This is a genomic window from Neomelitea salexigens DSM 19753 (assembly GCF_000422345.1).
GTDB lineage: Bacteria > Pseudomonadota > Gammaproteobacteria > Pseudomonadales > Spongiibacteraceae > Spongiibacter > Spongiibacter marinus_A.
Window position 1 is genome coordinate 1 of the sequence record NZ_AULP01000013.1, and the last position, 14,862, is coordinate 14,862.

The following is a 14,862-nucleotide window of genomic DNA, read 5'->3' on the forward strand; positions in this document are numbered from 1 at the left end:
AAGGAAAAATTTGAACGTAGTAAGCCCCACGTCAACGTGGGCACCATCGGTCACGTTGACCATGGTAAAACGACTCTGACTGCAGCGCTGACGCGCGTTTGTGCAGAAGTCTTCGGCGGTGAAGCCGTTGCATTCGACGGTATCGATAATGCGCCTGAAGAGCGTGAGCGTGGTATTACCATCGCTACCTCTCACGTAGAGTACGATTCAGACATTCGTCACTACGCACACGTCGACTGCCCAGGGCACGCCGACTACGTTAAAAACATGATCACTGGTGCCGCTCAGATGGACGGCGCGATCTTGGTATGTGGTGCAACTGACGGCCCAATGCCTCAGACGCGTGAGCACATCCTGCTGTCTCGTCAGGTTGGTGTTCCCTACATCGTTGTCTTCCTGAACAAAGCCGACCTGCTGGCTGAAGACTGTGGCGGCGTAGGCAGCGAAGAGTACAACGAAATGCTCGAGCTGGTTGAAATGGAGTTGCGTGAGCTGCTCGACACTTACGACTTCCCAGGCGACGACACGCCAATCATTGCGGGTTCTGCCCTGATGGCATTGAACGGCGAAGACGACAACGAGCTGGGTACAACTGCTGTTGCCAAGCTGGTTAAAGCTCTGGATGAGTACATCCCTGAGCCCGAGCGCGCTATCGATCAGCCGTTCTTGATGCCAATCGAAGACGTGTTCTCGATCTCTGGTCGCGGTACCGTAGTAACCGGTCGTATCGAGCGTGGTGTTCTGAACACTGGTGACGAAATCGAAATCGTCGGTATCAAAGACACCACCAAGACTACCTGTACTGGTGTTGAAATGTTCCGCAAGCTGCTCGACGAAGGTCGTGCTGGTGAGAACGTTGGTGTTCTGCTGCGTGGTACTAAGCGTGACGAAGTTGAGCGTGGCCAAGTATTGGCTAAGCCTGGCTCAATCACTCCGCACACTCGCTTCGAAGCCGAAGTGTACGTACTGAGCAAAGATGAAGGTGGTCGTCACACGCCATTCTTCAAAGGCTACCGTCCACAGTTCTACTTCCGCACCACGGACGTAACGGGTGCGTGTGAGCTGCCAGAAGGTACAGAAATGGTAATGCCTGGCGACAACGTGAAAATGGACGTGACATTGATTGCGCCTATCGCGATGGAAGAAGGTCTGCGTTTTGCAATCCGTGAAGGTGGCCGTACTGTTGGCGCCGGCGTGGTAGCGAAAATCGTAGAGTAATGCTGGCGCGCGACGTTATTCGCGCAGCAGTGTGAGAGGGAGGCTTTGGCCTCCCTTTCTGGGTAACAATGGGTGCAATTGGCGCCCTAAAACGCGCGGTAGCGTCTTTAATTGCCTTTGTGTCGAATAGTTGTTGACACGGGGCGGTTAGGTCATTAATATGCCGCTTCTTTTTTCGGGTTGTCTCGGCCAGTTGGCGCCGATAGTGGCTCGAAGGTATTTTCGGGATGGGAGTTTGATCAGGTGCAAAATCAACGGATTCGCATTCGTTTAAAAGCTTTTGATCACCGCCTTATCGATGCGTCTACGCAAGAGATCGTAGATACCGCTAAGCGCACTGGCGCGCAGGTTCGGGGTCCAATCCCGCTGCCTACTCGCAAGGAGCGTTACACGGTTCTGGTCTCTCCACATGTAAACAAGGATGCGCGAGATCAGTATGAGATCCGCACCCACAAGCGCATGTTGGATATCGTAGAGCCTACAGAAAAAACTGTAGACGCTTTGATGAAGCTAGATCTGGCGGCTGGTGTAGAAGTTCAAATTAGCCTCGGCTAATTAAAATTTACTGAATATATTCAGACCCGCTCAGGGGCTGGCCCTGGGTTGTGTAACGCGTGAGAGCGCGGCCGTAGAGGGTTAAGCCCCGTACACTGAGAGGTTGGAGCAATGACTATTGGTTTGGTCGGTCGTAAAAGCGGCATGACTCGCGTTTTTACAGACGACGGCGTATCTATTCCGGTAACGGTGATTGAGGTTGAGCCCAATCGCGTTACTCGTGTCAAAGCAGACGATGCTGACGGCTATCGCGCTATTCAAGTGACGGCTGGAGCTCGTAAGGCGTCACGTATTTCAAAAGCTGAAGCTGGGCACTTTGCTAAAGCAGGTGTTGAGGCTGGTCGCGGACTTTGGGAGTTTCGCCTTGAAGAAGGTGATGACGCTCCAGAGGTTGGTGCTGAGCTGACTGTTGCTGCATTTGAAGCAGGTCAGAAAGTTGATGTTACTGGGCAGTCTAAAGGTAAGGGCTTCCAGGGTGGTGTTAAGCGTTGGAACTTCCATATGCAAGACGCTACTCACGGTAACTCATTGTCGCACCGTGCGCCGGGTTCTATCGGTCAATGCCAGACTCCTGGTCGCGTCTTCAAAGGTAAGAAGATGGCGGGTCACATGGGTGCTGAGCGTGTGACTGTGCAGACGCTGGAAGTTGTACGTGTCGATGCAGAGCGCAACTTGATTTTGATCAAGGGTGCGGTTCCCGGTGCGCCAGGTGGTGACGTGTTTGTACGTCCTGCTGTTAAAGCAAAAAAATCCTAGGGGGCTAAGCAGTGGAACTGAATATTGCGAAACCCGGTAACGGTGCAGCGGCTGGAACTATCCAGGTTTCCGATGTCGCCTTTGCTCGTGAGTTTAATGAAGACCTGGTTCACCAGGTTGTGACTGCCTATCTGGCCGGTGCTCGTCAGGGTACTCGTGCACAGAAAACCCGCTCTGAAGTGAGTGGTGGTGGTAAGAAGCCATGGCGTCAAAAAGGTACTGGCCGCGCGCGTGCTGGTACCATCCGCAGCCCAATTTGGACTGGCGGTGGTGTGACCTTTGCGGCGAAGCCTCAAGATCACAGTCAAAAAGTAAACCGCAAGATGTACCGCGCGGCTCTGCGTTCTATTTTGTCGGAGCTGGCTCGTCAGGAGCGTCTGGTTGTCGTTGAAGAGATGGCGCTTGAAGCACCTAAGACTAAGCTGCTTGTTAAGTCGCTGGCTGAGCTGGATGTAAAAGGTGCGTTGATTGTTACTGAAGAAGTGACTGGCAATTTGTACCTGGCGGCGCGCAACCTTCACGATGTTGATGTTCGTGATGTGAACGGTGTCGACCCCGTGAGCTTGATCGGTTACGACAAAGTTGTGGTTACCGTTGCGGCATTGAAAAAGTTTGAGGAGATGTTGGGATGAATCAGGAGCGCATTTACAAAGTATTGCTCGGTCCTCACGTTTCTGAAAAAAGCGCAATGAGTGCCGAAGCAGGTAATCAGGTCGTTTTTCGTGTGCTGCCCAGCGCTACCAAGCTGGAAATTAAAAACGCAGTCGAAAAGCTGTTCAAGGTGGACGTTGTTGACGTACGCACCGTGAACATGAAAGGCAAAGTTAAGCGTAACCGTTTTGGCCTGAGCAAAAAGCCAAACTGGAAGAAGGCTTATGTAAGCCTGGTGCAGGGTCAAGATATCGACTTTGCAGTCGCTGAATAAGTCTGGAGCTGAGTCAAATGGCAATTGTAAAAAGTAAACCGACCTCTCCCGGACGCCGTCACGTCGTTCGAGTGGTTAATGCTGAGCTGCACAAAGGCGCTCCGCACAAGGCCTTGCTTGAGAGTCAGTCGCGCAATGGTGGTCGTAACAACAACGGGCGTATCACAACTCGTCACGTTGGTGGTGGTCACAAGCAGCACTACCGTATTATCGACTTCAAGCGCAACAAAGATGGCGTTCCTGCTGTTGTTGAGCGCTTGGAGTATGACCCTAACCGTACTGCGTATATTGCATTGCTTAAGTACGCGGACGGTGAGCGTCGCTACGTGATTGCACCTAAGGGTGTTGCCGCAGGTGATGAGGTGCTCTCTGGTGAGTCAGCGCCTATTAAGCCCGGTAACGCGCTGCCGCTGCGCAACATTCCAGTCGGTAGCACAATACACTGCATCGAAATGAAGCCTGGTAAAGGCGCTCAGATCGCTCGTAGTGCAGGTGCATCAGTGCAGTTGGTTGCACGTGAAGGCCAATATGCCACTGTGCGTTTGCGCAGCGGCGAAATGCGCAAGATTCTTGCTGAGTGCCGCGCCACATTGGGCGAGGTTTCAAACAGCGAGCACAGCCTGCGTAAGTTGGGTAAAGCCGGTGCGGCGCGTTGGCGTGGTGTTCGTCCTACCGTTCGCGGTGTGGCTATGAACCCCGTTGATCACCCACATGGTGGTGGTGAAGGTCGTACCTCTGGTGGTCGTCATCCTGTAACTCCTTGGGGTGTTCCGACTAAAGGGTATAAGACCCGTAAAAATAAGCGTACAGATAAGCTGATTGTGCGTGATCGCAGAAAATAAGCGCAGTCAGAGTAAAGAGGATTAGCTTGTGCCACGTTCATTGAAGAAAGGACCGTTTATCGATCTTCATCTTTTGAAGAAGGTAGAGACAGCGGTTGAGAAAAACGATCGTCGTCCGATCAAGACTTGGTCGCGTCGTTCTATGATTCTCCCCGAGATGGTTGGTTTAACCATCGCGGTACACAACGGTCGTCAACATGTTCCGGTAATGGTTACCGAGGATATGGTTGGGCACAAATTGGGTGAATTCGCCGCGACTCGCACCTATAAGGGGCACGTGGCTGATAAAAAGGCCAAGCGTTAAGCTTGGGCTGGGAGAGGCATAAACGATGGAAGTAGCGGCACGTTTAAAAGGCGCACGTATCTCCGCCCAGAAGGCCCGTTTGGTTGCTGACCAGATTCGCGGCAAGGGTGTAGAAGAAGCGCTGGATTTGTTGACGTTTAGCTCCAAAAAGGCAGCCGGCATCATTAAGAAGGTGCTGAACTCTGCAATCGCCAACGCCGAGCACAACGAAGGTGCTGATGTTGATGAATTGCGAGTTTCGACAATCTTTGTCGACGAGGGTATGACGATGAAGCGTCTGCGCCCCCGTGCAAAAGGCCGGGCCGATCGCATCTTGAAGCGGTCTTGTCATATCACGATTAAAGTAGCCGACGGCGAAGGTTAGTAGGAGAGACCAAATGGGTCAGAAAGTACACCCGACCGGCATCCGGCTCGGAATTGTAAAAGATCACAACTCTGTCTGGTATGCAGGCAGCAAACAGTACGCACAACAGCTGGTGACTGACATCCAAGTTCGCGAGTACTTGGAAGAGAAGTTGGCGCACGCTTCTGTTAGCCGCATTGTGATCGAGCGTCCGGCACAAACCGCACGCATTACTATTCACACTGCACGCCCTGGCATTGTTATTGGCAAAAAGGGTGAAGACGTTGAGAAGCTGCGCAAAGAGCTCAGCAAGCGCATGTCTGTACCCGTGCACATTAACATTGAAGAGGTTCGCAAGCCGGATCTTGATGCGAAGCTGGTTGCACAGAATGTTGCACAGCAGCTTGAGCGCCGCGTTATGTTCCGTCGCGCGATGAAGCGTGTGGTACAGAATGCAATGCGCCAAGGCGCGGAAGGCATCAAAGTACAAGTTAGTGGCCGTGTTGGTGGTGCTGAGATCGCACGTACTGAGTGGTACCGGGAAGGTCGTGTACCTCTCCACACTCTGCGCGCAGATATCGACTACGCCACATACGAGGCAGCGACTACCTACGGCATCATCGGTGTCAAGGTCTGGATCTTCAAGGGTGAAATCCTGGGGAACAGAAACGAAGCAGTCGAAGCCAAGGCTAAGAAAGGTTCAGAGTAAGGGTTACGCACATGTTACAGCCGAAGCGCACAAAGTTTCGCAAGGTACAGAAGGGCCGCAATCGCGGTCTGGCAGAACGCGGCAGCCGGGTCAGCTTTGGTGATTTCGGCCTGAAAGCAGTCGGACGCGGTCGTATCACCGCTCGCCAGATCGAGGCAGCTCGTCGTGCCATGACTCGTCACATTAAACGTGGCGGTAAAATCTGGATCCGCGTTTTCCCGGATAAGCCAATTACTGAGAAGCCTCTCGAGGTTCGTCAAGGTAAAGGTAAGGGTAACGTTGAATATTGGGTTGCCCAAATTCAACCCGGCAAAGTGCTGTATGAAGTGGAAGGTGTGCCCGAAGAGCTGGCGCGCGAAGCCTTTGCACTGGCAGCAGCTAAGATTCCGGTAGCAACCCAATTTGTTAAGCGGGTGGTGATGTAATGAACGCTATTGAATTACGCGAAAAGTCAGTAGACGAGCTCAATGCCCAGCTGCTGAAGTTGCTCGAAGAGCAGTTCAAGCTGCGCATGCAGAAAAGTACCGGCCAGTTGGCGCAGACGCATCTGCTGAAGCAGACTCGTCAAGAAATTGCGCGCATTAAGACTGTGCTCCAGGAAAAGGCAGGTAATTAAAATGTCAGAAGCAGCAAAGAGCGCTCGTACCGCCACCGGTAAGGTAGTTAGCGACAAGATGGATAAAACCATCACTGTACTGGTAGAGCGTCGTGTGAAACACCCAATCTACGGTAAGTACTTGACCCGTTCTTCTAAAGTCCACGCTCATGATGAGAATAATGAGTGCAAGACTGGAGACGTGGTAACAGTTTGTGAGACGCGTCCGCTGTCTAAGAGTAAGTCATGGACTTTGCTGCGCGTTGAAGAGACGGCTAAGCAGATTTAATTTGGCCGGCGGCCTGTGTTCAATGGCTTGATGCACAGTTGACTGCTTTGGAGTAAGAAATGATTCAAACAGAAAGCTATTTGGAAGTTGCAGATAACAGTGGCGCGCGTCGCGTTATGTGCATCAAAGTGCTTGGCGGCTCACACCGTCGTTACGCTCGTGTCGGCGATCTGATCAAAGTCACTGTCAAAGAGGCAATTCCTCGTGGCAAAGTGAAAAAAGGTCAGGTAATGACAGCGGTCGTAGTTCGCACCAAGAAAGGCGTTCGTCGCGGCGATGGTTCGCTGATTAAGTTCGACGACAATGCAGCAGTACTGCTGAACGCCAGTTTGGCTCCTATCGGCACTCGTATTTTTGGGCCGGTGACTCGAGAGCTGCGTGGTGAGAAGTTCATGAAGATTATCTCTCTGGCACCTGAAGTATTGTAATTGGTTCGCTGAAGAGAAGACTGAGGTCAGCATAATGCGCAAGATTAAACGTGAAGACGAAGTTATCGTCTTAACCGGTAAAGACAAAGGCAAGCGCGGCAAGGTACAAAAAGTACTGGACGAAAATCGCGTGCTGGTCTCCGGCATCAATATGATCAAGAAGCACCAACGTCCTAACCCACAGCTGGGTGTGGCCGGCGGTATCGTTGAGAAAGAGGCGCCTATCCAGGTGTCGAACGTCGCGATTTATAATCCGTCTTCGAATAAAGCGGATCGGGTGGGCTTCAAAGTTGCTGAAGACGGCACTAAGACCCGCGTATTTAAATCCAGCGGCGAAGCGATCGACGCGTAGGGGTTATTAGAAAATGGCACGATTAAGCGAACTGTATAACAACGAGTTGCGCGCCAAGCTTATTGAAGAGCTGGGTCTCGCTAACGCGATGGAAGTTCCCCGTATTACCAAGATCACTCTGAACATGGGTGTCGGTGAAGCTGCGGGTGACAAGAAAGTATTGGAAGCTGCTCTGGCTGACCTTGAGAAAATCAGCGGTCAAAAGCCTGTAGTAACCAAAGCGCGTAAATCAATTGCGGGCTTTAAAATTCGTGACGGTTGGCCGATTGGCTGCAAAGTTACGCTGCGCCGCGAGCGCATGTATGAATTTCTGGATCGCTTGATCTCTGTTGCTATCCCACGTGTACGTGACTTTCGTGGTATCAGCCCAAAGTCATTCGACGGTCGCGGTAACTTCGCGATGGGTGTGACTGAGCAGATCATTTTCCCGGAAATTGATTACGATAAAGTCGATACCCTGCGTGGCTTGGATATTACTATCACTACGTCAGCGCGTAACGATGATGAAGGTCGAGCGTTGTTAAAAGCGTTCAACTTCCCGTTCAAAGCTTAAGGGGTTAGGGATATGGCAAAGCAGTCAATGAAAGCGCGCGAAGTAAAACGTGCTCGCGCAGTCGCCAAATACGCCGCTAAGCGTGCTGAACTTAAGGCTATTATCGCCAGCGTTGACGCCAGCGATGAGGAAAAGTGGGACGCCCAGGTTAAGCTGCAGAAGCTGCCGCGTGATGCGAGCCCTGTTCGTCAGCGCCGTCGTTGCCAGGTAACTGGTCGCCCTCACGGTGTTTACCGCAAGTTCGGCCTGTGCCGTAACCAATTGCGCCAAGCTGCGATGCGTGGTGATGTGCCTGGTCTGGTTAAGGCCAGCTGGTAAGATTGAGAATTTTGCTGTCGCGCGATAACGCGGCGATAAATGGGAGCAAAACATGAGCATGCAAGATCCTTTAGCGGATATGCTGACCCGCATCCGCAACGCTCAGATGGCTGGGAAAACAGAGGTTCAAATGCCTTCTTCCAAGCTGAAAAAGGCGGTAGCCAACGTACTTGAGCAGGAAGGCTACATCGCCGGTTCTCGTGTAGACGATAACGCTGGTAAGGCCACTCTGAGTATCGAGCTGAAGTATTTTCAAGGTAAACCGGTTATCGCTGAAATCCAGCGTGTTAGCCGCCCAGGTCTGCGCGCTTATGCGGGTAAAGAAGATCTTCCGGAAGTACGTGCCGGACTGGGTATTGCCATTGTCTCCACCAGCCGTGGTGTGATGACAGACCGCGCTGCACGAGCAGCGGGTGTTGGTGGCGAAGTGCTCTGCACTGTTTTCTAAATCGACGGTTAGAAGAGTTTTCTAAAATGTCCAGAGTAGCGAAAAGTCCAGTGGCTCTCCCAAAAGGGGTTGAAGTCACACTCGGCGCCGACAGCATTGCGGTTAAAGGCAAGAATGGCAACATGTCTATGCCGCTGCACGAGTCCGTCGAAGTTAAGCAAGAAGATGGTCAGCTTGTATTTGCTGCCCGTGAAGGTGCAAAAAATGGTTGGGCAATGGCGGGAACCACTCGCGCCTTGGCCAATAACATGGTGATCGGCGTCAGCGAAGGTTTTCAGCGTAAGTTGATCCTGAACGGTGTTGGTTATCGTGCCAAAGCAAGCGGTAAGTCTGTCAATTTGGTGCTGGGTTTCTCCCACCCCATTGACTACGATTTGCCCGAAGGGGTTAAAGCAGAAACTCCCTCTCAGACAGAAATTGTTCTGACAGGTAGTGATAAGCAGGTTCTCGGCAAGGTTGCCGCGGAAATCCGCGCCTTCCGTCCGCCCGAGCCCTATAAAGGTAAAGGTGTTCGCTACGAAGACGAAGTTGTTCGTCGTAAAGAAGCGAAGAAAAAGTAAAGGCTAGCATATGAGCGATAAGAAAGTTTCAAGATTACGTCGTGCACGCCGAGCTCGCGCTAAAATGCGCGAACTGCGAGCGGTTCGTCTGTGCATTCATCGCACTCCGCGCCATATGTATGCGCAATTGATTGCAGCAGAAGGTGATCGCGTTCTTGCCAGTGCTTCAACACTGGATAAAGAGTTGCGTAGCGCATCAAGTGGCAATATCGGTGCAGCGGCTGGCGTTGGCAAGCTGATTGCAGACCGTGCTAAGGCTGCGGGTGTAACAAAGGTCGCTTTTGATCGCAGTGGATTCCGTTTCCACGGTCGAGTGAAGGCGCTGGCAGATGCTGCCCGTGAAGGCGGATTGGAATTCTAAGGTTTAGGCGATGGCGTACAACGAGCAGAAAGACAAAGCAAACACAGAAGGCCTCCAGGAAAAACTGGTTCAGGTTAACCGTGTTGCCAAAGTGGTCAAGGGCGGTCGTATTTTCAGCTTCACCGCGCTGACCGTGGTAGGTGACGGCAACGGCAAAGTGGGTTTCGGCCGCGGCAAGGCTCGTGAAGTGCCTGTCGCCATCCAGAAGGCAATGGAAGCGGCACGCCGCAACATGGTCCAGGTGGATATCAAGGGCGATACCCTGCAATACGCAGTGAAAGGTGTTCATGGGGCCTCTAAGGTCTACATGCAGCCGGCATCAGAAGGTACTGGTGTTATCGCCGGTGGTGCGATGCGTTCTGTGCTTGAAATTGCGGGTGTACACAACGTACTCGCCAAGTGCTATGGGTCTACCAACCCGGTAAACGTAGTGCGTGCAACGATTAAAGCACTGCAAAGTATCTCTTCTCCTGAAGAAGTCGCAGCTAAGCGCGGCAAATCGGTAGAAGATATCCTGGGCTAAAAAAGGGGCAGGATTCATTATGAGCAAGATTAAAGTTACACAGGTCCGCTCAGTAGCGGGCCGATTGAAGGCTCACAAAGCCTGCGTTGCGGGCCTGGGTCTGCGTCGCATTGGTCACACTGTTGAAGTGGAAGACACTCCTTCAGTACGTGGCATGATCAATAAAGTTAACTATCTGATTCGTGTTGAGGGTTAAAAAATGAGCGAGTTGCGTTTAAACACGCTGAGCCCCGCCCCAGGCCGTGTTAAAGAAGGCAAGCGGGTTGGACGCGGTATCGGTAGCGGTTTGGGTAAAACTGCAGGTCGAGGCCATAAAGGTCTGAAGTCTCGTTCGGGCGGTAGTGTACGTCCCGGTTTCGAGGGCGGCCAGATGCCTTTGCAGAAACGCCTGCCGAAGTATGGTTTTACTTCTCGCATGGCCTCTGTAACCGCGCAGATTCGGACTTCTGAGCTGAATGCTGTTGGCGAAGATGTTGTCGATCTGGATGCGTTGAAGCGTGCCGACCTGGTTTCAAACAACATCGAGAGAGCGAAAGTCTTTCTGTCAGGTGATGTGACCAAGGCTGTTACAGTTAAAGGTTTGGCTGTGACTAAAGGCGCCCGCGAAGCTATCGAAAAAGCTGGCGGCAAAGTCGAAGAATAGGGAACTATAACCCATGGCGAAATCCAGTCCTTTGACAACTGGAAAGCAGTCCGGACTAGGCGAGCTTATGGCTCGCCTTCGTTTTCTGTTGTTGGCGATAATTGTCTATCGCATCGGCACCCACATTCCGGTGCCCGGCATCAACCCGGATCAACTCGCCGCCCTGTTTAATCAAAATCAGGGTACGGTTCTTGGCCTGTTTAATATGTTCTCTGGTGGTGCACTAGAGCGCATGAGTATTCTGGCTTTGGGCATCATGCCTTACATTTCTGCATCCATTATTATGCAGCTAATGTCCGCCGTGAGCCCGCAGCTGGAAGCCCTTAAGAAGGAAGGTGAGGCCGGTCGCAGACAAATCAGCCAGTACACCCGCTATTTGACGGTGGTGTTGGCCTTGTTGCAGGCGACGGGTATGACGGTTGGCCTTGCAAACCAAGGTCTCGCATTTAACGCGGATATTAGCTTTTATTTCACCGCAGTGGTCTCTTTAGTAACGGGCGCGGTCTTCATGATGTGGCTCGGTGAACAAGTAACCGAGCGGGGTATCGGTAACGGTATTTCTATGCTGATTTTCGCCGGTATCGTAGCAGGGCTGCCTTCGGCTGTTGGGCAATCTTTAGAGCAGGCTCGTCAAGGCGAGTTGAATGTACTGGTATTGCTGGCGATTTTGGTTCTGGCAGTTGCGGTAATCTACTTGGTTGTTTTCATCGAGCGTGGCCAGCGCCGCATCACGGTGAACTACGCTAAGCAGCAACGCGGCAACCGGATGTATCAGGCACAATCCAGTCACCTCCCTCTGAAGGTGAACATGGCCGGTGTTATACCCGCTATTTTCGCTTCCTCGATACTGCTGTTCCCGGCGTCGATCGCGCAGTGGGTAGGGCAAAGTAATGAAGGTATGGAGTGGCTGCAAGAACTGGCATTGGCTATTGGTCCAGGCCAACCACTCAATATCATTTTGTTTACAGCCTTGATTGTCTTCTTCTGCTTCTTCTACACCGCGTTGATGTTTAACCCGGATGAAGTGGCGGATAACTTGAAGCGTTCAGGTGCTTTTTTACCAGGTATTCGCCCTGGTAAGCAGACGGCAAGTTACATTGATGATGTGCTTACTCGCCTGACAATGTTTGGTTCGCTATATATCGCTGGTGTCTGCCTCCTGCCACAGTTTTTGGTAGTTATGTGGAACGTTCCGTTCTACCTGGGTGGTACATCGCTGCTGATTGTGGTGGTCGTGGTTATGGACTTTATGGCGCAAGTACAGTCGCACATGATGTCTCACCAATACGACTCGGTGATGAAAAAAGCTAACCTGAAAAATTACGGTAGCGGCGCCCGCTAATCGCGGCGCAGCAATTTGTTTGGAGTGTCGTCATGAAAGTTCGTGCATCGGTAAAGAAAATTTGCCGCAACTGCAAAATCGTTCGTCGCAAAGGTGTTGTTCGCGTTATCTGTAGCGCAGAGCCACGTCATAAGCAGCGGCAGGGCTGAGCAAAATTTGGTCGCTGGGCTTGAAACCCGGCCCGGTTGTAGATAGACTACTGCGCCTTTCGCGCGGGGTCTGTTCATCTGGCCAGATTTTGTCAAGCGTTAAAAGTTAAAGCTTTAATTGGAGTAATCTGAATGGCTCGTATTGCGGGTGTTAACATACCAGATAACAAGCATGCCGTTATTTCGTTGACTTATATCTACGGAATTGGTCGCACAACTGCTAAAAAATTGTGCGCGGGCAACAACATTGCGGAAGACGCTAAAATCGCTGACCTGACTGAAGAGCAGCTCGATTCACTGCGTAACGCAATTGCCAAAATGACGGTAGAAGGCGATCTGCGCCGCGAAGTATCTATGAACATCAAGCGTCTGCTGGACCTTGGCTGTTTCCGTGGGCTGCGTCACCGTAAGGGTCTTCCCCTGCGTGGTCAGCGTACGAAAACTAACGCGCGTACTCGCAAGGGTCCACGTAAGCCGATTCGCAAGTAATTGCGGAGCAGCAAAGCGCCTTTAGTGTAGCTACACCACTAGTGTAGTGTTGATATTAGAAGCAGGAAGTAAACATGGCTAAACCAGGCAAGCAAGCGCCTCGCAAGAAGGTCAAAAAGACCGTTGTCGATGGCGTCGCGCATATCCATGCGTCATTCAACAATACCATTATCACCATTACAGACCGCCAGGGTAACACTCTGAGCTGGGCAACGGCTGGTGGTAGTGGCTTCCGCGGTTCGCGTAAAAGCACCCCCTTTGCGGCACAGGTTGCAGCAGAGCGCGCGGGTAATGCCGCGAAAGACTACGGTCTTAAAAATCTTGACGTAGAAGTTAAAGGTCCTGGACCTGGCCGTGAGTCGGCTGTTCGCGCTTTGAACAACTGCGGCTACAAGATCACAAACATCACAGACGTGACGCCCATTCCCCATAATGGTTGCCGTCCTCCCAAGAAACGTCGCGTGTAATTAACAGTTGAGGAATAGTTAACATGGCTAGATATTTAGGCCCGAGCTGTAAATTAGCAAGACGGGAAGGCACTGACCTGTTTTTGAAGAGTGGCGTTCGTCCTCTGGATTCTAAGTGCAAAGCCGAAAATGCTCCCGGTATGCACGGTGCGCGTCGCGGACGTCTGTCCGATTACGGCGTTCAGCTTCGCGAAAAGCAGAAAGTTCGTCGTATGTACGGTGTTCTGGAAAAGCAATTCCGTAGCTACTACAAGAAAGCGGCAAGCAAGAAGGGCGCAACCGGTGAAAACCTGCTGCAATACTTGGAAGGCCGTTTGGACAATGTTGTATACCGCATTGGTTTCGGCTCTACTCGTGCCGAAGCGCGCCAGCTGGTATCACATAAAGGTATCCTCGTTAATGGTCAAACCGTTAACGTACCGTCGTATCAGGTTCAGCCTGGTGACGTGATTAGCCTGCGTGAAAAAGCGAAGAAGCAACTTCGCGTTCAGTCCGCACTTGCACTTGCAGCACAGCGCGGCGACGTGTCTTGGATTGATGTAAACAGCGACAAGATGGAAGCCGTTTACAAAAATGCACCAGACCGTAGCGACTTGTCTTCAGAGATCAACGAACAGCTGATCGTTGAGCTTTACTCGAAGTAAGTTATTTCCGGACATTCTCACTACAGGTGATCTATGCAAAGTGCAGTGAATGAATTTTTAACACCGCGAGTGATCCAGGTTGAAGAGCAGGGTCAAACTCGCGCGAAAGTCACCTTGGAACCGCTTGAGCGTGGTTTTGGGCATACCCTGGGTAATGCCCTGCGCCGTATTTTGCTGTCTTCAATGCCTGGTTGTGCGGTGACCGAAGCTGAAATCGACGGTGTGTTGCACGAATACAGTGCTATGGAAGGTGTCCAGGAAGACGTTATCGAAATCCTGCTTAACCTGAAAGAAGTGGCTGTGATTCTTCACGGCAAAGACCAAGCTGTATTAACGCTGAGCAAAAAGGGCGAAGGCCCGGTAACTGCTGGTGATATTCAGACTGATCATGAAGTTGAAATCGTCAATCAGGATCACGTCATTGCCAACCTGAACTCAGGTGGTGAGTTGAATATGCGCCTGACTGTTGCTCGCGGTCGCGGCTATGTTCCTGCCGACGTTCGCAACGGTGGCGAGGAAGAGACGCGCTCCATCGGTCGTTTGCAGTTAGATGCTAGCTACAGCCCAATCAGCCGCGTTAGCTACGTTGTAGAAAATGCGCGGGTAGAGCAACGCACTGACCTCGATAAGTTGGTATTGGATCTCGAAACCAACGGCACGATTGATCCTGAAGAAGCTATCCGTCGCGCGGCGACCATTCTTCAGCAGCAGCTGGCGGTATTCGTTGATCTTGAAAGCGAAGGTGAGAAAGAGCCATCGCGTGAAGAGAACGAAGTCGATCCTATCCTGCTTCGCCCAGTCGACGATCTCGAGTTGACCGTGCGCAGTGCGAACTGTCTGAAAGCGGAAAATATTTACTACATCGGTGACTTGGTACAGCGTACCGAAGTTGAGCTTCTGAAAACGCCGAACCTCGGCAAGAAGTCTCTGACTGAGATCAAAGATGTATTGGCTTCTCGTGGCTTGTCTTTGGGCTTGCGCCTAGACAATTGGCCACCGGCTAGCCTGAGAAACGACGACCGGGTTCTTGCGTAAGCATTGAACCGAAG

General features: G+C 51.8%; 28 protein-coding genes. All 28 read left to right on the forward strand.

What is annotated here, in order from left to right:
* Window positions 1-1,218 (forward strand): elongation factor Tu (tuf, locus tag H573_RS0114325; protein ID WP_027874862.1); only part of this gene is annotated, 1,218 nt, incomplete at its 5' end.
* A gap of 243 nt (window positions 1,219-1,461) precedes the next feature.
* Window positions 1,462-1,773 carry a 30S ribosomal protein S10 gene (gene rpsJ / locus H573_RS0114330; protein WP_022960525.1) on the forward strand — a complete coding sequence of 104 codons (312 nt, stop codon included), beginning with the start codon at window positions 1,462-1,464 and terminating at the stop codon, window positions 1,771-1,773.
* Window positions 1,774-1,884: 111 nt separating this feature from the next.
* On the forward strand, window positions 1,885-2,529 hold the full coding sequence (rplC, locus tag H573_RS0114335; RefSeq protein ID WP_027874863.1) for a 50S ribosomal protein L3: 645 nt from the start codon (window positions 1,885-1,887) through the stop codon (window positions 2,527-2,529).
* 11 nt (window positions 2,530-2,540) lie between these two features.
* Entirely contained in the window at window positions 2,541-3,161 is a 621-nt protein-coding gene (gene rplD / locus H573_RS0114340; protein WP_027874864.1) for a 50S ribosomal protein L4, read from the forward strand.
* Entirely contained in the window at window positions 3,158-3,454 is a 297-nt protein-coding gene (rplW, locus tag H573_RS0114345) for a 50S ribosomal protein L23 (protein WP_027874865.1), read from the forward strand. Before rplD ends, rplW begins: the two co-directional genes overlap by 4 nt.
* Before the next feature lie 17 nt (window positions 3,455-3,471).
* Window positions 3,472-4,296, forward strand: a complete 825-nt coding sequence (rplB, locus tag H573_RS0114350) for a 50S ribosomal protein L2 (protein ID WP_036256963.1) — start codon at window positions 3,472-3,474, stop codon at window positions 4,294-4,296.
* Window positions 4,297-4,324: 28 nt separating this feature from the next.
* Window positions 4,325-4,600, forward strand: a complete 276-nt coding sequence (gene rpsS, locus H573_RS0114355) for a 30S ribosomal protein S19 (RefSeq protein WP_027874867.1) — start codon at window positions 4,325-4,327, stop codon at window positions 4,598-4,600.
* A gap of 25 nt (window positions 4,601-4,625) precedes the next feature.
* The gene (rplV, locus tag H573_RS0114360) at window positions 4,626-4,964 is read left to right on the forward strand and encodes a 50S ribosomal protein L22 (protein ID WP_027874868.1); all 339 of its coding nucleotides are present in this window, start codon (window positions 4,626-4,628) and stop codon (window positions 4,962-4,964) included.
* A 13-nt stretch (window positions 4,965-4,977) separates the two neighbouring features.
* Window positions 4,978-5,652 (forward strand): 30S ribosomal protein S3, encoded by a 675-nt coding sequence (rpsC, locus tag H573_RS0114365; protein WP_027874869.1) that lies wholly within the window; start codon window positions 4,978-4,980, stop codon window positions 5,650-5,652.
* An 11-nt stretch (window positions 5,653-5,663) separates the two neighbouring features.
* On the forward strand, window positions 5,664-6,077 hold the full coding sequence (gene rplP, locus H573_RS0114370) for a 50S ribosomal protein L16 (RefSeq protein ID WP_027874870.1): 414 nt from the start codon (window positions 5,664-5,666) through the stop codon (window positions 6,075-6,077).
* Complete coding sequence (rpmC, locus tag H573_RS0114375) at window positions 6,077-6,268, forward strand: 50S ribosomal protein L29 (RefSeq protein ID WP_027874871.1); 192 nt, start codon at window positions 6,077-6,079, stop codon at window positions 6,266-6,268. The genes rplP and rpmC overlap by 1 nt, the downstream gene beginning before the upstream one ends.
* Window position 6,269: 1 nt before the next feature.
* Window positions 6,270-6,536, forward strand: a complete 267-nt coding sequence (gene rpsQ, locus H573_RS0114380) for a 30S ribosomal protein S17 (protein ID WP_027874872.1) — start codon at window positions 6,270-6,272, stop codon at window positions 6,534-6,536.
* Between the two features lie 59 nt (window positions 6,537-6,595).
* Window positions 6,596-6,964 carry a 50S ribosomal protein L14 gene (rplN, locus tag H573_RS0114385; protein WP_027874873.1) on the forward strand — a complete coding sequence of 123 codons (369 nt, stop codon included), beginning with the start codon at window positions 6,596-6,598 and terminating at the stop codon, window positions 6,962-6,964.
* A 34-nt stretch (window positions 6,965-6,998) separates the two neighbouring features.
* Window positions 6,999-7,316 carry a 50S ribosomal protein L24 gene (gene rplX / locus H573_RS0114390; RefSeq protein ID WP_027874874.1) on the forward strand — a complete coding sequence of 106 codons (318 nt, stop codon included), beginning with the start codon at window positions 6,999-7,001 and terminating at the stop codon, window positions 7,314-7,316.
* Window positions 7,317-7,329: 13 nt separating this feature from the next.
* A complete protein-coding gene (gene rplE / locus H573_RS0114395) occupies window positions 7,330-7,869 on the forward strand; it encodes a 50S ribosomal protein L5 (RefSeq protein ID WP_027874875.1) in 540 nt (179 codons plus the stop codon).
* A gap of 12 nt (window positions 7,870-7,881) precedes the next feature.
* Window positions 7,882-8,187, forward strand: a complete 306-nt coding sequence (rpsN, locus tag H573_RS0114400; RefSeq protein WP_027874876.1) for a 30S ribosomal protein S14 — start codon at window positions 7,882-7,884, stop codon at window positions 8,185-8,187.
* Window positions 8,188-8,239: 52 nt separating this feature from the next.
* Window positions 8,240-8,635, forward strand: coding sequence for a 30S ribosomal protein S8 (rpsH, locus tag H573_RS0114405; protein WP_027874877.1), 396 nt, complete (start codon window positions 8,240-8,242; stop codon window positions 8,633-8,635).
* 26 nt (window positions 8,636-8,661) lie between these two features.
* On the forward strand, window positions 8,662-9,195 hold the full coding sequence (gene rplF, locus H573_RS0114410) for a 50S ribosomal protein L6 (protein ID WP_027874878.1): 534 nt from the start codon (window positions 8,662-8,664) through the stop codon (window positions 9,193-9,195).
* A gap of 10 nt (window positions 9,196-9,205) precedes the next feature.
* Entirely contained in the window at window positions 9,206-9,556 is a 351-nt protein-coding gene (gene rplR, locus H573_RS0114415) for a 50S ribosomal protein L18 (protein ID WP_027874879.1), read from the forward strand.
* 10 nt (window positions 9,557-9,566) lie between these two features.
* Complete coding sequence (rpsE, locus tag H573_RS0114420) at window positions 9,567-10,079, forward strand: 30S ribosomal protein S5 (protein ID WP_027874880.1); 513 nt, start codon at window positions 9,567-9,569, stop codon at window positions 10,077-10,079.
* A gap of 19 nt (window positions 10,080-10,098) precedes the next feature.
* A complete protein-coding gene (rpmD, locus tag H573_RS0114425; protein WP_027874881.1) occupies window positions 10,099-10,275 on the forward strand; it encodes a 50S ribosomal protein L30 in 177 nt (58 codons plus the stop codon).
* A 12-nt stretch (window positions 10,276-10,287) separates the two neighbouring features.
* The gene (gene rplO / locus H573_RS0114430; RefSeq protein WP_027874882.1) at window positions 10,288-10,722 is read left to right on the forward strand and encodes a 50S ribosomal protein L15; all 435 of its coding nucleotides are present in this window, start codon (window positions 10,288-10,290) and stop codon (window positions 10,720-10,722) included.
* A 13-nt stretch (window positions 10,723-10,735) separates the two neighbouring features.
* Window positions 10,736-12,064, forward strand: coding sequence for a preprotein translocase subunit SecY (gene secY / locus H573_RS0114435; RefSeq protein WP_027874883.1), 1,329 nt, complete (start codon window positions 10,736-10,738; stop codon window positions 12,062-12,064).
* A gap of 32 nt (window positions 12,065-12,096) precedes the next feature.
* Window positions 12,097-12,213 (forward strand): 50S ribosomal protein L36, encoded by a 117-nt coding sequence (rpmJ, locus tag H573_RS19400; RefSeq protein ID WP_084495682.1) that lies wholly within the window; start codon window positions 12,097-12,099, stop codon window positions 12,211-12,213.
* A gap of 132 nt (window positions 12,214-12,345) precedes the next feature.
* Complete coding sequence (gene rpsM / locus H573_RS0114440; RefSeq protein WP_027874884.1) at window positions 12,346-12,702, forward strand: 30S ribosomal protein S13; 357 nt, start codon at window positions 12,346-12,348, stop codon at window positions 12,700-12,702.
* Between the two features lie 74 nt (window positions 12,703-12,776).
* A complete protein-coding gene (rpsK, locus tag H573_RS0114445) occupies window positions 12,777-13,169 on the forward strand; it encodes a 30S ribosomal protein S11 (RefSeq protein WP_022960548.1) in 393 nt (130 codons plus the stop codon).
* Window positions 13,170-13,192: 23 nt separating this feature from the next.
* Window positions 13,193-13,813, forward strand: coding sequence for a 30S ribosomal protein S4 (gene rpsD, locus H573_RS0114450; RefSeq protein ID WP_027874885.1), 621 nt, complete (start codon window positions 13,193-13,195; stop codon window positions 13,811-13,813).
* Between the two features lie 33 nt (window positions 13,814-13,846).
* Window positions 13,847-14,848 carry a DNA-directed RNA polymerase subunit alpha gene (locus H573_RS0114455; protein ID WP_027874886.1) on the forward strand — a complete coding sequence of 334 codons (1,002 nt, stop codon included), beginning with the start codon at window positions 13,847-13,849 and terminating at the stop codon, window positions 14,846-14,848.
* Window positions 14,849-14,862 lie beyond the last annotated feature (14 nt).

Coding starts and splice junctions, on each gene's coding strand:
- rplP (WP_027874870.1), top strand. CDS start 5,664: ATGTTACAGCCGAAGCGCACAAAGTTTCGCAAGGTACAGAAGGGCCGC.
- rplR (WP_027874879.1), top strand. CDS start 9,206: ATGAGCGATAAGAAAGTTTCAAGATTACGTCGTGCACGCCGAGCTCGC.
- rpsE (WP_027874880.1), top strand. CDS start 9,567: ATGGCGTACAACGAGCAGAAAGACAAAGCAAACACAGAAGGCCTCCAG.
- rplW (WP_027874865.1), top strand. CDS start 3,158: ATGAATCAGGAGCGCATTTACAAAGTATTGCTCGGTCCTCACGTTTCT.
- rplV (WP_027874868.1), top strand. CDS start 4,626: ATGGAAGTAGCGGCACGTTTAAAAGGCGCACGTATCTCCGCCCAGAAG.
- rplX (WP_027874874.1), top strand. CDS start 6,999: ATGCGCAAGATTAAACGTGAAGACGAAGTTATCGTCTTAACCGGTAAA.
- rpsD (WP_027874885.1), top strand. CDS start 13,193: ATGGCTAGATATTTAGGCCCGAGCTGTAAATTAGCAAGACGGGAAGGC.
- rpsC (WP_027874869.1), top strand. CDS start 4,978: ATGGGTCAGAAAGTACACCCGACCGGCATCCGGCTCGGAATTGTAAAA.
- rpsQ (WP_027874872.1), top strand. CDS start 6,270: ATGTCAGAAGCAGCAAAGAGCGCTCGTACCGCCACCGGTAAGGTAGTT.
- rpsN (WP_027874876.1), top strand. CDS start 7,882: ATGGCAAAGCAGTCAATGAAAGCGCGCGAAGTAAAACGTGCTCGCGCA.
- rpmJ (WP_084495682.1), top strand. CDS start 12,097: ATGAAAGTTCGTGCATCGGTAAAGAAAATTTGCCGCAACTGCAAAATC.
- rpsM (WP_027874884.1), top strand. CDS start 12,346: ATGGCTCGTATTGCGGGTGTTAACATACCAGATAACAAGCATGCCGTT.
- rplF (WP_027874878.1), top strand. CDS start 8,662: ATGTCCAGAGTAGCGAAAAGTCCAGTGGCTCTCCCAAAAGGGGTTGAA.
- rplE (WP_027874875.1), top strand. CDS start 7,330: ATGGCACGATTAAGCGAACTGTATAACAACGAGTTGCGCGCCAAGCTT.
- rplC (WP_027874863.1), top strand. CDS start 1,885: ATGACTATTGGTTTGGTCGGTCGTAAAAGCGGCATGACTCGCGTTTTT.
- rpsH (WP_027874877.1), top strand. CDS start 8,240: ATGAGCATGCAAGATCCTTTAGCGGATATGCTGACCCGCATCCGCAAC.
- rpmD (WP_027874881.1), top strand. CDS start 10,099: ATGAGCAAGATTAAAGTTACACAGGTCCGCTCAGTAGCGGGCCGATTG.
- H573_RS0114455 (WP_027874886.1), top strand. CDS start 13,847: ATGCAAAGTGCAGTGAATGAATTTTTAACACCGCGAGTGATCCAGGTT.
- secY (WP_027874883.1), top strand. CDS start 10,736: ATGGCGAAATCCAGTCCTTTGACAACTGGAAAGCAGTCCGGACTAGGC.
- rpsK (WP_022960548.1), top strand. CDS start 12,777: ATGGCTAAACCAGGCAAGCAAGCGCCTCGCAAGAAGGTCAAAAAGACC.
- rplN (WP_027874873.1), top strand. CDS start 6,596: ATGATTCAAACAGAAAGCTATTTGGAAGTTGCAGATAACAGTGGCGCG.
- rplB (WP_036256963.1), top strand. CDS start 3,472: ATGGCAATTGTAAAAAGTAAACCGACCTCTCCCGGACGCCGTCACGTC.
- rpmC (WP_027874871.1), top strand. CDS start 6,077: ATGAACGCTATTGAATTACGCGAAAAGTCAGTAGACGAGCTCAATGCC.